Consider the following 15,166-nt stretch of genomic DNA (forward strand, 5'->3'; position numbering starts at 1 on the left):
CCCATGTGGTAATCACAGGCTGGATATCACAGCGGAATCACGCGCCACAAGACCACGTGCCGGTGGTCGCACAGCCGTTCACAGGCGGTCAGTTGGGGAGACATCGACCCCTTCCCGAGGCGACTGAGGACGGGTCGGCAACACCCTTGACACCCCTCAGGGGGGCTCATAGTCTCCACGCCACAGAATTAACGTTAGATTTCACATCGGGAAAATCGGTGCGACGGAAGGACGTGCTCGTGTCCGGTCCCTCGGCAGCGGATGTGCCCGCCCACCACCCCGCCGAAGGAGCAGCGGCCGGACGTCCCGAAGAGCGGACGCTGCGGCCGTACGGTCTGCGATGCGAGCACCGCACCACTCCGCTGGGGATCGACGAACCCTCGCCCCGGCTCTCCTGGCGACTGGCGTCCGACCGCCGTGGCGACGACCCGGTGGCCTACCGGGTCCGTGTCGCCGAACGCCCCGAGGAGCTGGACGGGGTCGGTCAACTCCTCTGGGACACAGGCCGGGTGGCAGATCCTCATGCGGTTGCCGTGGAGTACGCCGGACCCGCACTCCTGGGCCGTATGCGCTATCACTGGCGGGTCTCCGTATGGCCGACCGGAACGGCGGTGCCCGTCGAGGCCACGTCCTGGTTCGAGACGGCCTTCACCGACGCCGGGGCGTGGCGGGCGTCGTGGATCACCCACGACCCGCATCCGGTCGACGTCGTGGACGCACCCACTGAGGGCGAGTTCGCCCTCGACGACCACGGGCTCGCCCCGTGCCCCGTCCTGCGGCGCACCTTTACCGGCTCGCCCGGCACGCACGCCCGTCTCCTTGTCAGCGCGCGCGGCCTGTACGAGGTCCGGCTCAACGGCGTACGGGTGGGCGACGCCGAACTCGCCCCCGGCTGGACCGATTACCACTGCCGCATCCAGTACCAGACCTATGACGTGTCCGAGTTGCTGCGTGAGGGTGAGAACGTTCTCGCCGCGACCGTCACCGACGGCTGGTGGAGCGGATTCGTCGGCTTCGAACCGCGCAGGGCCGGAGCACACTACGGTTCGTTCCCCCAGTTCCTGGCCGAACTTCACCTCACCGGTCCGGACAGCCGCAGTACTGCGATCGTCACCGACGAGACGTGGCGCACCAGCACGGGAGTCATCCGTCACGCGGATCTGCTGATGGGCGAGTGTCATGACCTGCGGCACGCGGCCGACGGCTGGGAACTGCCCGGCTTCGACGACACCGACTGGTCCCCGGCCCTGGTCGCGGGGGCAGACCACCATCTGCTCGTGGCGTCCGTCGACGAGCCCGTGCGGGCGATGGCCGAGTTGCGCCCGTGCTCGGTCAGGCGTATCTCGCCCGATACCCACATCGTCGACTTCGGCCAGAACCTCGCCGGGCGCGTACGACTCCGGATCGGTCAACTCGCCGCCGGGGCACGGGTGGTGATCCGCCACGCTGAGGTGCTGGACGAATCGCACCAGCTGTACACGGCCAATCTGCGGACTGCCGCCGCGACCGATGTGCTCGTCGGGGACGGGCGGCAGGACATCGTCTTCGAGCCGCGATTCACCTATCACGGTTTCCGTTACGCCGAGATCCGTGGAGTCCCGGAGCTGACCGAGTCCGATGTCGTTGCTGTGGTGCTGCACAGCGACACCCCGTGGGCCGGGGAGTTCGACTGCTCGGATGCCGAGCTCCGGCGGCTCCACGAGTGTGTGGCGTGGGGGCAGCGCTCAAACTTCGTCAGTGTGCCCACGGACTGCCCGCAGCGTGACGAGCGGCTCGGCTGGCTGGCCGACGCACAGGTCTTCCTGCCGACCGCAGCGCTCAACGCGGACGTCGCGGCGTTCTTCACCAAGTGGCTGCGCGACATCGATGACGCCCGCACACCCGACGGCGGCTTCACCAATGTCGCCCCTCGCCTCGTGGGGGTCTGTGACGAAGGCGCGCCCGGCTGGGGCGACGCGGGTGTGATCATCCCGTGGCACCTCTACCGCACCTACGACGACCCGCGGTTCCTCGTCCGGGCGTTGGAGGGAATGCGCGCCTGGGTCGATCTGATTCATCGTCATAACCGGGATCTGGTCTGGCGCAGGCGGGTGGGTCCGCACTTCTCCGACTGGCTCGCCCCCGGCACCCCCACCCCGCGCGATGTCATCGCCACGGCCTGCTTCGCACACAGTGCCCGCCTCACGGCGAAGGCTGCCGATGCCCTGGGACAGAAGGACGTCGCGGATCACTACCACCGGCTGGCCGGCGACATTCGTCGCACGTTCGCGGAGCACTTCGTCACCGTCGAGAAATCAGCCGCACCTCCTGCCGTACGTATCGCAGGGGACACCCAGACCGGCTATCTCGTCGCCCTCGCCTTCGAGTTGCTGCCCGCGGACCTCGTCGATGCCGCCGCACACCGTCTCGCCGAAATCGTCGAGTCGGCCGGACCCGCCCTCCTGACCGGATTCCTCGGGGTCGCGCTCGCCGCGCCCGTCCTCGACACCCATGGGCGGGCCGACCTCGCCCATGCGCTCCTGCACCGTGACGAAGTGCCGTCGTGGCGGTTTCCGCTGCGGCACGGCGCCACCACGATCTGGGAGCGCTGGGACGGGTGGACCCCCGATACCGGGTTCCGCGCACCGTCGATGAACTCCTTCAACCACTACGCGCTCGGCTCGATCGGCGAATGGCTCTACCGGGGTGTCGCCGGCCTCGATCAGGCGCCGGACTCCACCGGGTACCGGCATCTGCGGATACGGCCCCGTCCCGGTGCCCTGCGCCACGCGAGCGCCCGCCACGAATCGGTCCGCGGCACCGTCGAGGTGACCTGGGAGAGACACGGCGGCCTGCTCGCCCTGCGCGTACTGGTGCCGCCCGGCTCCACCGCCGATGTGTACGTGCCCACCACGGACCCCCGCTCGATCCGCGAATCGGGCGTTGTCCCGAGGGCCGACGACCGCCACATCACGCTGCTCGCGACCGCCTGTGACCACGTTCGCTACCGCGTGTCCTCCGGCGCCTACCGCTTCACCGCGACTCATCCCCCGGCAGACGGCCACGCCGATACATCTCCGGCGGACCGGTCCGATCCATCGCTCACCCCGAGCCGACGCACATCAGGACCGGCGGCGAAACCATCGCCCGCCCGTTCGCACGAGGAGGACACACCATGACGACGGGTTCTCACAGCCGGCCGGGCCGGGGCACGGTCGGCCGCCGGGGATTTCTCCGTATCGGCGGTGGGGTCGCGGCGCTCGCCGCCCTTCCCCCCGCACTGACCGCCTGCTCCGACTCGAGCAGCGGCTCCGGCAAGCTGCGCATCGTCGGCGTCGCCGACCAGCAGAAGCCGATCGAGGAACTCGTCGCGCTGTACCGCAAGTCCCACCCCGACGACGAGTTCTCCACCTCCTTCGCGCCCACGGACCAGGTACAGACAGTGGTGCGCACCCAGCTCGCGGGTGGCAACGCCCCTGATGTGCATGTGCTCTATCCCGGCAGCGGCAGCGCCATGTCCATGGTCGAGCTGGCCAGGGCCGGGCTGCTCGCCGACCTCAGCGACCAGGCATGGACCAAGGAGGTCCCGGCGAACTTCCACCCCGCGTACCGGTACAAGGGCAAGACGTATCTGTATTCGGCGGGAAGCAGCGCCATCGGCGCCATCTACAACAAGAAGGCCTTCGCCGAGGCCGGCGTCGAGCCACCCAAGACATGGAGTGAACTCCTCGACGTCTGCGCAAAGTTGAAGGCCAAGGGCGTGATACCGATCGCGCTCGGGGCGCAGACTCCCTGGGTCACCCAATTGATCACCTACGCGCTGGTACCCAACGCCGTCTACGCGAAGAACCCCGGTTTCGACGCCGAGATGGCCGCCGGGCGGGCGCACTTCCGCGGCTCCGGGTGGGCCGATGCGATGGGCAAGTACCAGGAGTTGCAGCGTCGGGGGTTCTTCAACGACAACCCCAACGGAACGACGTACGAGCAGCAGACATCCATGGTCGCGAGTGGTAAGGCGGCGATGGCCGTCCAGGTCTCCGCCGTGCTCGCCAACTTCCGTCAGGCCACCCGCACACCGGACGACCTCGGCATGTTCCCGTTCCCCGGCGGAGACGACGCCTCGAACCTGTGGATCCCGGCAGGCATCGTCGTCGGCCTCGCCGTCTCCGCACGGTCCAAGAAGGCAGCAAGGGCAAAGGCGTTCATCGAGTTCCTCGGCAAGCAGGAGAACGTCGACCGCTGGGCGCAGTCCGTAGCCGCGATCCCGTTCAAGCGCGATGCATCCACCAAGATCGACCCCGTCCTCAATGACTTCCTGCCCCTCATCGACGACAACCGGGCCGTCCCCTTCATGGACCAGAGCTGGCCCAACGCCGAGGTGCAGCCCGCCCATTTCGCCGCAGTACAGAATCTGCTCGCAGGAAAGACGGATGTCGACGGCGCCCTGGGCCAGATGGACAAGGCCTACGGGAAGACATCGTGACGACCACGTCCGAGAAGGCCGCCTCCGGCACGGTCGGCAAGGCCGGAGGCGGGCCGCGGACCGGCCCCGGCCGCCCGGTCCGGCACCGCGATCACACGGTCCCACCGTGGATCTTCGTAGTTCCGGCGATCATCGTCTACGGCGTCGTCGTCCTGTACCCGAGCCTCGCCGGGGTGATGTACGCCTTCACCGACTGGTCCGGCATCGGCGGCTTCTCCTTCACCGGCCTGGACAACTTCCGGGCCCTGCTCGACGACAGCCGGGCACTGGGGTCCGTCAGCAACACACTGCTGCTCACCGTCGCCGTGGTCGTCGTCCAGAACGGCGTCGGCCTGCTGCTCGCGCTCGGCGTCCACGCCGACATCAGGTCCCGCGCGCTGCTGCGGCTGATCTTCTTCGCGCCCGCCGTCGTCAGCCCCGTCATGGTCGCGATCCTGTGGAAGTACGTCTACAACCCCGAGAACGGCGCGGGCCTCAACGGTGTCCTCGGCGCGGTCGGACTCGGCGGTCTGCGTCAGGACTGGCTCGGCGATCCCTCGCTCGCCCTGTGGTCCGTCGCGGCGATGGTCGTATGGCAGTACGCCGGATACTCGATGGTCGTCTTCCTCGCAGGCTTGCAGGGCGTGCCCGCCGAACTCCACGAGGCCGCGAGAATCGACGGCGCCGGCTCCTGGCAGCGCTTCCGCTATGTCACCTGGCCGCTGCTGGCCCCGGCCCTGACGATCAACCTCATGCTGTCGACCATCGGCGGTCTCAAACTCTTCGACCAGGTCTACGCCGCGACCAACGGCGGACCCGGCACCTCCAGCGAGACCCTGTCGACCGTGCTGTACAAGGAAGCTTTCGTCTACGGGAAGTTCGGCTACAGCACCGCCGTCGCCCTCGTCCTCGCGCTGTTCGTCGCCGCGGTCTCCCTGGTCCAGCTTCGCTATCTGCGCGCGAGGGAGGTCACCGCGTGATCAACGGAACGTCCCGCGGACCCGCGAAACAGAAATCCGAACACAGGCGCCGCAGGCCACGGTTCGGACGGTACACCCTCGAACTTGTCATGATCGCGGTCGCCGTTGTGTTCCTGTTCCCGGTGTACGCCCTGATCACCCTGGCGATGAAGGACCCGCAGCAGATCTCCGACTCGCCCCTCTCGCTGCCTTCCCCGCCCACCTTCGCCAACTTCGGCAACGCCTGGTCCTCCGCCTCGCTGGGGCCCGCCCTGCTCAGCAGCACGGTCATCACCGCTGTGAGTCTGCTGATCCTCGTCGTCCTGGGTTCCACGGGCGCCTACTACCTCGCGCGCCGCGCCCGCGGCATCGGCTACGGCCTGTACATCCTGTTCCTGCTGGGCATCGTGCTGCCCTTCCAGCTCGGCATGATCCCGCTCTACAAACTGGTCGACGATCTGGGCTGGCTCGGCACTTACCAGGGCATGGTGCTCTTCTACACGGGCATCCAACTGCCTTTCACCGTCTTCCTCTACACCGGATTCATCCGGGCCCTGCCGCAGGACTACGCACAGGCCGCGCTCATCGACGGCTGCAACCACCGGCAGGCGTTCGCCCGGATCGTCTTCCCTCTGCTGCGCCCCATCACCGGCACCGTGATCATCCTGAACGCCGTGTTCATCTGGAACGACTTCTTCACCCCGCTGCTGTACCTGGGCGGTTCCGACAAGGAGACCGTGCCCGTCGGTGTGTTCGCGTTCGTCGGCCAGTACGTCTCCGACTACGGACTTGTCTTCGCCGGGCTGGTGCTGGCCGCCCTGCCGATCCTGGTGGTGTTCGTGGTCCTCCAGCGGTATGTGATCAAGGGCTTCGCGGGCGGTCTCAAGGGCTGAGGGCATCTCATGACACACCCGGCGCACCCACCACTCCCCCCGAGCATCGCGGCGGTACTCGCCGAGCCCCCGCGTGCCTTCTCACCCACCGCCATCTGGTGGTGGAGCGGGGAACTGCTCGACCGCGCGCGACTGCGGGCGCAGCTGGAACGGTTCGCGGAGGGCGGGGTGCACAACCTCGTGCTCCTCAACCTGGCGCCGTCGGGCCCCTTGTTCGGCTCCGACGCCGACGACCCGCCTTTCATGTCCGACGCGTGGTGGGCCCTCCTCGACGGCGTGTGCGACGACGCCCGCGAACTCGGCGTCAGCCTGTGGTTCTACGATCAGCTCGGCTTCTCCGGGGCCGACCTCCAGGCGCGCCTCGTCGACGAACAGCCCGCCCACGCGGGACGTCGGCTCGACCGCCTGCGTGCCGTCGTCGTCTCCACAGCGATACGGACCGGAGAGCTGCGGTGTCCCCCGGACGGCAGGCCGCTCGCGGGCCGCGCCGAACCGGTCGACGCCGACGGCCGGACGGTCGGCCCGGCGGTCCCGGTCGCGGTGGCCGACGGAGTCCTGCGGGCGCCGAGTCCCGGACGGTGGCGCCTGACGCTCCATCATCACAGGCCGCTCGGCTTCGACTACCTCGGTACTCGGGCGTGTGCAGCGCTGCTGGACCGGGTGCACGGGGAGTTCGAGCGCCGGCTCGGCGACCGGCTCGGGAGCGTCGTCGTCGGCTCGTTCCAGGACGAGCTGCCTTCCCTGCCCACCTGGTCCACGGGTTTCGCCGACGCCTTCGTGCGCCTTCGCGGGTACGACATCACTGCACGGCTCGACGCTCTGTACGACGACAGCACGGACCCGGACGCACACCGGGTACGGCGCGACTTTCAGGTGACCCGTGCGGAGCTGGCCGAGGAGGCGTTCTTCCGGCCGCTGGCCGCCTGGCACGACCGACACGGCCTGCTCATCGGCTGCGACCAGCAGGACCCGGCCCGTGCCGGGCACCCCGTCGCGGGCGTGGAGTTGTACGCGGACTACGCCCGCACCCACCGCTGGTTCTCGGCCCCCGGCTCCGACCACCACGGGGACGCCCGCATCCATTCCTCGCTCGCCCATCTCTACGGCCGCCCCCGCACCTGGATCGAGGCCTTCCACTCCACCGGCTGGGGCGGCACACCGGAGGAGACCTTCGACTGGCTGCTGCCGTGGCTCCGCGCGGGCGCGACCCTCTACAACCCGCATGCTGTCTACTACACGACCAAGGGCGGCTGGTGGGAGTGGGCGCCACCCGCAACCGACTGGCGTCAGCCGTACTGGCGCCACCACCGCGTCTTCGCCGACGCCGTGACCCGGCTGTGCGCGATCCTGAGCCTCGGCCACCACCTGTGCGACATCGCGATCCTGCTGCCCACCACCACAGCCCAGGCCGGTACCGCTCTGGACGGGGTCACGGATGCTGCGGCGCGGGCCCAGTCGACGTATCTCCGACTCACCGGTGACATGGCCTGGTTCCGTACCCGGCCGGGCATCATGGACCGTCTCGGTCTCGATGCCGACGTCATCGACGACGCGTCCCTGGCGCGCGCCCGGATCGCTCCGTCCGACGGCGGTGTGCGGCTGAGGGTCGCGGACGAGGCCTACGCCACGGTCGTGCTGCCCTCGTGCACCGTCCTGGAACGGGACACAGCACGCCGGCTCATCGCATTCGCCTCCTCCGGCGGGAGGTTGATCGCGGTCGGCGCCCTTCCCGAACACGTCGTCGGCCCCGGATCGGCGACCGTGCTCGCCGAGCTGCGCGCGTGCTTCGCGGACGGCCGGGCCGTTGCGGTCCCTATGACGGACGATCCGTCCGACTCGCTCTGCGCGGCGCTCGCCGGGGCGCACCCGGTGGTCCGGGCCCCGGTCCCCGCACTCGCGCGCCGTGTGGACGGCGCCACGGTGGTGTTCCTGACCGCCGCCGCCCCACGGGCAACCCGAGCGGCCGTCGCGGCCCCCGACGAGCGGGGCGCCGCACTGGGCTGGCTGGATGCCCGATACGACTTCGATCCGGACCGCTACGCGCGCGGCGCACGGGTGCGGGTGCGGGACGTGGTGGGCCCGGCGGTCCTGCTGGATCCGTTCGGCGGCGCTCCCCGGACGCTTCCGGTGCGGCCCGCCGATGACGACATCCGGGCCGTGGAGGTCGATGTCCCCTTCGATACGGGGCCCGCAGCGGTGCTGGTCTTTCCGGCGGGGACCCGAGGGACGGCCATGCCCGTAGTGGCCGACGCACCCGGCACACCCGCACCGGACGTCACCACCATCGAGATCCCTCCGGACGCGGACTGGGACATGACGCTCGTGCCGACCCTCGACAACACCTGGGGCGACTTCGCCCGCCCCGCGACCGGCCCGCCCGCCGGCCCGGCCGTCACCGAATGCCGGACCTTCCGGCACCGTGTGGAAGAGGACGGGGAGGACGGCGTACGCGATGGATGGGCCGTGCCGGACCGCGCCGATGGGCCGGTCACGGCGACGGTCCACGCGACGTTCGGCCCGCACGCGGTCGTGCTCGGCGACGGCCCCGGCCACGACGTCCCGTCGGCCCCCGAATGGTCCGACACCCTGGGCGTGTACAAGGACCCGATCCACCGCGCCGTTCTGGGGCCCAAGGGGCATGTACCGGAGGAGTTCGTACACATCGGCCCCACCGCCGCCGAAGAGCTGGTGCGGCTGCGCATGGAACTGCACCTCGACGAGGCCTTCGCCGGACACCTCGCGATCGGGGCCGCGGCGGCGAAGCGGGCCCGGATCGACGGGGCCCCCGTCGCCCTGGACGACGGGGGCCACCTTGCGATGGGCCCGGTAGGAGTGGCAGCGGGTCGCCGTCTGCTCGAACTGGAGCTGACACCTGATCAGGACTGCGATCTGCGCGCGCATGTGGCGCTCGTGCGCGATCCGGAGCGCTACCGGCGTCCGGAATGGATTCATGCCTCCGGGACGATGGGCACGACGCTGCGCCTGACGGCCCTCCCCGTCCGGGCCGTCGTCCAGGTGGCCGCGCGCGTGCCCTGCGTACTGCGCGTCAATGGACAAGTGGTGGGCAGGCAGGGCGGATTCGACCCGTACGCCGAACACGCGGTCCCGCGCGTGCGGCGGCATGACGTGGCGGTGGCCCTGCGCATCGGTGACAACGACATCATGGTGGAGACGTCCGGGGGCGGCGACCGCGCGGTCCTGGTGGATGCGGTTTTCGACGACGGGAACGGCAACCGTGTCGCGGCCCTGCACAGCGACGCCCGCTGGTGGGCCGAGAGCGCGGAGGGGCGTGTGCCGGTCGCGGTACGTCGCCGGCCGGTGGGTGATCCGGCCGCCCTGTATCTGCGCCGCCGCCCTCATCCACTGCCGGGCGCCGCCTGGCTGGAGCCGACCGCGGACGACGGCACGGTGGTGCCGGTCCGGTTCGCGGTCCCGGGGCGCCGGGGAGCGGTGGAGTGGCTGTGGTGCGAACTGCCGCCGGGTGCCACCCGGTTGACTGCGCTCGTGTGCGGCGAGACGACTGTCTTCGTGGACGGCTCCGAGTGCACTGGGCCCGTCACCACCGTCGACGCGCGGGACTCTCGGGACGTGCTGACCGTGACCGTCGGCCTTTCGGCCGGTGGCCCCTCCGGGCCCCGGACCGCGGCCCTGCGCGTCCGGACGCGCCCCGGGTACGAGGGGGGCGCCGCGCTGGCCGGTCCTGTGCGCTGTGAGGTGGGGCCCGGGCGGATTCGCGTCGGCGACTGGGAGACGCACGGCCTCGCCGAGTACAGCGGCGGTGTGCGTTACCGCCGGGTGGTGACCGTGCCCGCCGAGGTCGCCCCGGGGCATGTGTCGCTCGACCTCGGACGGGTCCGCGGGACGGCGGAGGTGCGGGTCGGTGGCGTCGCCGCGGGGGTGCGCGTGTGCTCCCCGTACGTCTTCGATCTGACAGGTCTGGTCGGGCCCGGCGCCAATACCCTCGACATCACCGTGTTCGGGACGCTGGCACCGCACCTGGACGCGACGAGCCCGACCCACTTCGTCTTTCCGGGCCAGCGTGTCAGCGGTTTGCTGGGTCCCGTGCGGCTGCGGATCGGTGGTTCCGACGGGGCTCAGGGGCAGCATTGACACCGTCCTGACCTCCGCGTGCCGACGTCGTCCCGACCACCCCGCTTTCGTCGCCCCGACCGCCTCGTCAAGAACGCGTGAAGAGATCACCGTTTCGCGCCAAGAACGCGCCATTGGCTGCCGTCACCGGCCGGAAGCGGGAACACCCTGAGCGGACCCGATCAAAGGACCGCGAAGCACATGCCTCTTCTGAGCTCAGACCCCGGTACGGCACCAAGTGCCGAGGAACCCCCTGATACCGGAGCCCGCCACAAGCTCACCACCCTCACCGGCCTCGCCGCGCTCTCTCTCGACGCAATGGCCTCGGTGGCGTACGGGCCCGAGGCGATCGTCCTGGTCCTGGCAGCGGCCGGCGGCCACGGGCTCGGCTTCACGCTCCCCGTCACGCTGGCGATCGCCGTCCTCCTGGCCGTCCTCGTGGCCTCGTACCGCCAGGTGATCGCGGCCTTCCCGGACGGTGGCGGAAGCTACGCGGTCGCCAGGGCGCACATCGGCCGCCGGACCAGCCTGGTCGCGGCCGCCTCACTGGTCCTGGATTACGTCCTCAACGTCGCGGTCGCCGTCACCGCCGGAGTGGCCGCGCTGACCTCGGCCTTCCCCGGTCTGTACGACGAGCGGCTGTGGCTCTGTCTCGGCGTGCTGGTCCTGATCACCGCGGTGAATCTGCGCGGGATCGTCGATTCCGCGCGTGCGTTCGTCGTGCCGACCGCGGTATTCATCGGGTCGATCCTGGCGCTGATCGCGGTAGGTCTCTTCCGGTCCGCGCCGGTGAGCACCGAGGCGGCCGCGGGCCATGCCTCTGTACTCGTCGGCAACGCAACCACAGTCGGTGCGCTGCTCCTGCTCAAGGCCTTCGCCTCGGGCTGTTCGGCGCTCACCGGTGTGGAGGCGATCGCCAACGCCGTGCCCTCCTTCCGTGCCCCGGCCGTCCGCCGCGCACAACGCGCGGAGGTCGCACTCGGTGCGCTGCTGGGTGTGATGCTGATCGGTCTGTCCGTGCTGATCTCCCGGTTCGGGCTGCAGCCCGTCGAGGGAGTCACCGTGCTGGCGCAGCTCGCCGACGCGTCCTTCGGGCACCATCTCGCCTTCTACGTCGTCCAGTTCGCCACCATGGTGCTGCTGGCGCTGTCCGCGAACACGTCGTTCGGCGGTCTGCCGGTGCTGCTCAAGCTGCTGGCCCGCGACAACTACCTGCCGCATGTCTTCGGGCTCAAGGCCGACCGGCAGGTCCACCGCCACGGGGTCCTCACGCTCGCGGCCGTATCTGCCGCGCTCCTGGTCTTCTCCGGTGGCGACACCAACACCCTCGTCCCGCTCTTCGCGATCGGCGTCTTCGTCGGCTTCACCATCGCCCAGACCGGAATGGTCATCCACTGGCGCGGTGTGCGCGGGCCCAAGTGGGCGGGCAAGGCGGCGCTCAACGGTCTGGGCGCGCTCCTGACCGGGGTCGGCGCGGTCGTGGTCACGGCCACCAAGTTCCACGACGGCGCCTGGCTGATCGTGGTCGCCCTGCCCCTGCTGGTCGTCGGCTTCGGGTGGGTCCACCGCGCGTACGCCAGGATCGGCGAGCGGCTGGGCGTCGGCCGCATCCCGGAGCCACCGCACCGCGACCGCTCGCTGGTCGTGGTTCCGGTCTCCTCCCTCACCCGGCTCACCAGCGAGGCCCTCACCGCCGCTGCATCCCTCGGCGACGAGGTCCGCGCGGTCACGGTCTGCCACCCCGATGCCGAGGACCGCATCCAGACCGAAGCGCTGGAACGGGACTGGGCGCTGTGGAACCCGGGCGTCCCTCTGGTGCGTGTGACCTCGCAGCGCCGCTCGGTCGGACGCCCGGTCGCCACGTATGTACGTGAGGTGGCGGCCGCCGATCCGGGTGTACGGATCACCGTGCTCATCCCCGAGGTGGAACCGGCCCGCATGTGGCAGCGGCTGCTGCAGAACCAGCGAGGCGCGGTCGTCGCGCACGCCGTCCGCCACGAGACGGACGCGGTGATCTGCCGACTGCGGTTCCGGCTGTTGGACCGCCCCTGAAGGTGCAAGCGGCCGCACGACCGTCAAGGACGACGTGACCCGGCGGTTGTCGCGGTCACGTACGGAGCAGGCGGTTGAAGAACGAGCGGTAGCGCTGAAGTGCTGTCCGCAGGTCCTCGGTGAGGACCTCTTCTCCACGGCCCCATTGACTCTCGAGCCCGGTGACCGACCTCTGAAAAGAGGAGTCCGTCCTTGCGGGGAGGCCGTTTGGGGTCCTCTGGTCAGAGGTGGGCCGACCAGAAACGAACCGCCACGCCCGAGGTCACACCGTGTAGTACATCGACTACGCATCCAGTGCGCATGGACTCGCCGCCCGGCCGACTCGACGCAGTGTGTACTCGCGACGAGGCCGGCCGCGACGGAAGGCCTCGACGCAGACGGTTTCGACTCCGTCCACCCGCAGTATTTCCGCCAAGAGAACGGGGCCGAGCTGCGGGTCTTCGGTGAGGATGCGGCATGGGTGGCAGTGGCGTCCCGGGGCGGGACAGCGGCAGTTCACGCATCGGGGCGCCCGCCGGGCGGCGCCCCGCGCGCAGCGAACAGCGGCCGCCTGCCTCCTACTGCTCTCTTGTCAGCATCGGCAGCAGCAGCGCCGCGGACCAGCTGAAGTTGGGCGCGTTGAGCGGTGCCCCTGTGGTCGGGTCGTAGTTCTCCATGATCGGTCCGCTGCCCGCGAGGCCCGACGCGTGGTTGAGGAGCTGGTTCGTCAGGGCGTCCGCATCCTTGGCATAGCCGTAGCGGCGCAGGCCGCCGAGGGCGAAGTATGCCTGGTCGAGCCAGACGGGGCCGCGCCAGTACGCGGTCGGCGAGAAGTAGGGGGAGCTCTTCGCCACGGTCGGGAACGGGACGGTGGTGGCGAACTCCCCCGGGTCCGCCAGCTTGTCGCGCACGGCACGGGCCTGCGCCTCGGACGCTGTACCGGTCCACAGTGGAACGGCGCCCTCGATGCCGCGTCCGCGGGCCGTGAGCAGTGCGCCGGTGCCGAGCGCGGTGTCGTGGAACCAGCCGTCCGCGGGGTCGTACATTGTCGTGCGGACGGCGGCGGACGTGGCGGCGGACCGCTGCTTCCACCGCTTGGCGTCGCTGCCGCGGCCCAGCGTGCCCGCGATGCGCGCCAAGTAGCCCTGGTCGGCGGCGAGATAGGAGTTCAGGTCGACGGACTCCTGGTTGAGGGAGTAGCCGAGGAGGGTGCCGTCGGCCGCTCGGTTGGCGACGATGTCGGTGCCGAGGGCGGCATCGAAGCGGGGTGCGTTGTCCATGCCACTCTCCCAGGCCGCGGCGAGGCGCCGCTCCTCGGGCGAGTTGTTGGCGGGGTCGACGGTGGCGCCGTACTCGGCGAGGCCGTCGTGGTCGTGGTCGCGGTTGCGGTACCACCAGGCCTGGTAGGCGGCGAGTTTCGGGTACATCTCGCGCAGGAAGGCCTTGTCCCCGGTCTTCGCGTACACCTCCCAGACTGCCCAGGCGGCCAGCGGGGGCTTGGAGTTGCGCTCGTTCCAGTTGCCGCCGCCACGCGAGGGGTCGTTGTAGAAGATGACGTCGGGGATCATCCCGGCGTCCTGCGGGCGGGTAGTGGAGTCCGGGCCTATCTGCCGGTCGAACATGGCGCGGATCTGCGACTCGGCCAGCTCGGGCGCGAAGCGCGCCGTGCCCACGGCCTGCTTCCACGTGTCCCAGGCCCAGATCCCGCCGGTGAACCACTTGTAGGAGATCGACGGGGTGATGCCGTCGTGCTTGATCTGCCCCGCCGCGCCCCGCCAGTTGGTGACGAGGGTCTCCAGCGACTTCACGGCCGTGCGCCGCCGATCTGCCGGCACGCCCTGGGTCACCCCGGCGACATAGCCCCGCCAGCGCGCGTCGGAGGCGGAGACGACGGCATCGGGGTGTGCGAGTACGTCACGGACCTTCGCCTTCTCCCTCGCGCGCTCGGCTGCGGTGAAGGTGTAGGACTCGGTCCAGTCGAAACTGTGCGAGCGGCCAGGCGCGAGGGTCACCGGTTCCACTGCCTCGGTTCGGTACGTGTCGCCGTCCACGGTGGTGCGGACTCGGTCCTTGTGGGTGACCTCGAAGCGTTCCGTGCCGTCGGTGAGGTAGTCCCAGGTCTCACGGACCTTCGCGAAGTCGACGCCGACGCCGGAGCCGGTGGCGGTCAGCGACGGCGCGTCCCGCATCGGTTTGTCGGCCGGCCGCAGCAGGCTGCCCGTCCAGCCGGCGCCCAGCGTGCGGGATGCCGGGCCGGTGTTGCGTACCTCTGCCCTGATCAGGGCGCTGCGGTCGGTGGCGAAGCGGAGTTCGAGGGTGAGGCGCAGGCCACGGCCGAGGTCGTACGACTGGAGGAGCCGGCCTGGGAGCGAGGTGAAGCGTGGCGCGCCTGCCCCGGCCAGGTCCAGGGTGCGGCCGTGTTCGGTGAGGCGGATGCGGCTGAAGGACTTGCTGAGCCACCAGGGGTATTCCTGTGCGATGTAGAGGGGCCCGGAGAAGCCGCCGTAGGCGTTCTTGTCGCCGGCCTTCGGCAGGGCGTAGGCGTGCCAGGCTCCCTGGTCGGCGAAGACGGTGATGGGGTTGTTGTCCTCGTCGTCGCCCGGCTGGGCGGCAGCGGGTGTGCCGTGCAGGTCGAGGACGTCGGCGTACGAGGAGGGTGGCCTCGGGTGGGCATGGGCGGAGGCCGTCTGCGGTACGGCGAGGGCGCCGCCGGCGAGGAGGAGTGCAGTCAGGGCGCACAAGGGCCGGTGTCT

At 70.2% G+C, this 15,166-nt stretch carries 7 protein-coding genes; 6 read left to right on the top strand and 1 reads right to left on the bottom strand.

Annotated features, from left to right (window positions below; translation table 11 throughout):
* The first annotated feature begins 239 nt into the window (after window positions 1-239).
* The 6 genes from IEZ15_RS29655 (at window position 240) to IEZ15_RS29680 (ending at window position 12,434) form a co-directional block, all read left to right on the top strand.
* Window positions 240-3,158 (top strand): alpha-L-rhamnosidase, encoded by a 2,919-nt coding sequence (locus tag IEZ15_RS29655; protein ID WP_189280136.1) that lies wholly within the window; start codon window positions 240-242, stop codon window positions 3,156-3,158.
* A complete protein-coding gene (locus tag IEZ15_RS29660; protein ID WP_189280137.1) occupies window positions 3,155-4,462 on the top strand; it encodes an extracellular solute-binding protein in 1,308 nt (435 codons plus the stop codon). Before IEZ15_RS29655 ends, IEZ15_RS29660 begins: the two co-directional genes overlap by 4 nt.
* Entirely contained in the window at window positions 4,459-5,421 is a 963-nt protein-coding gene (locus IEZ15_RS29665; protein WP_229846174.1) for a carbohydrate ABC transporter permease, read from the top strand. Before IEZ15_RS29660 ends, IEZ15_RS29665 begins: the two co-directional genes overlap by 4 nt.
* An 89-nt stretch (window positions 5,422-5,510) precedes the next feature.
* On the top strand, window positions 5,511-6,293 hold the full coding sequence (locus IEZ15_RS29670; protein WP_189280138.1) for a carbohydrate ABC transporter permease: 783 nt from the start codon (window positions 5,511-5,513) through the stop codon (window positions 6,291-6,293).
* Window positions 6,294-6,302: 9 nt separating this feature from the next.
* Window positions 6,303-10,403, top strand: a complete 4,101-nt coding sequence (locus IEZ15_RS29675; protein ID WP_229846175.1) for a glycosyl hydrolase family 2 protein — start codon at window positions 6,303-6,305, stop codon at window positions 10,401-10,403.
* Window positions 10,404-10,583: 180 nt separating this feature from the next.
* Window positions 10,584-12,434 (top strand): APC family permease, encoded by a 1,851-nt coding sequence (locus IEZ15_RS29680; protein WP_189280139.1) that lies wholly within the window; start codon window positions 10,584-10,586, stop codon window positions 12,432-12,434.
* 557 nt (window positions 12,435-12,991) lie between these two features.
* On the opposite strand, the gene IEZ15_RS29685 is transcribed toward IEZ15_RS29680, so the two are convergent.
* Window positions 12,992-15,154 (bottom strand): MGH1-like glycoside hydrolase domain-containing protein, encoded by a 2,163-nt coding sequence (locus tag IEZ15_RS29685; RefSeq protein WP_189280140.1) that lies wholly within the window; start codon window positions 15,152-15,154, stop codon window positions 12,992-12,994.
* Between the last annotated feature and the right edge of the window lie 12 nt (window positions 15,155-15,166).

It is taken from the genome of Streptomyces atratus, assembly GCF_014648655.1.
Classification (GTDB): domain Bacteria; phylum Actinomycetota; class Actinomycetes; order Streptomycetales; family Streptomycetaceae; genus Streptomyces; species Streptomyces atratus.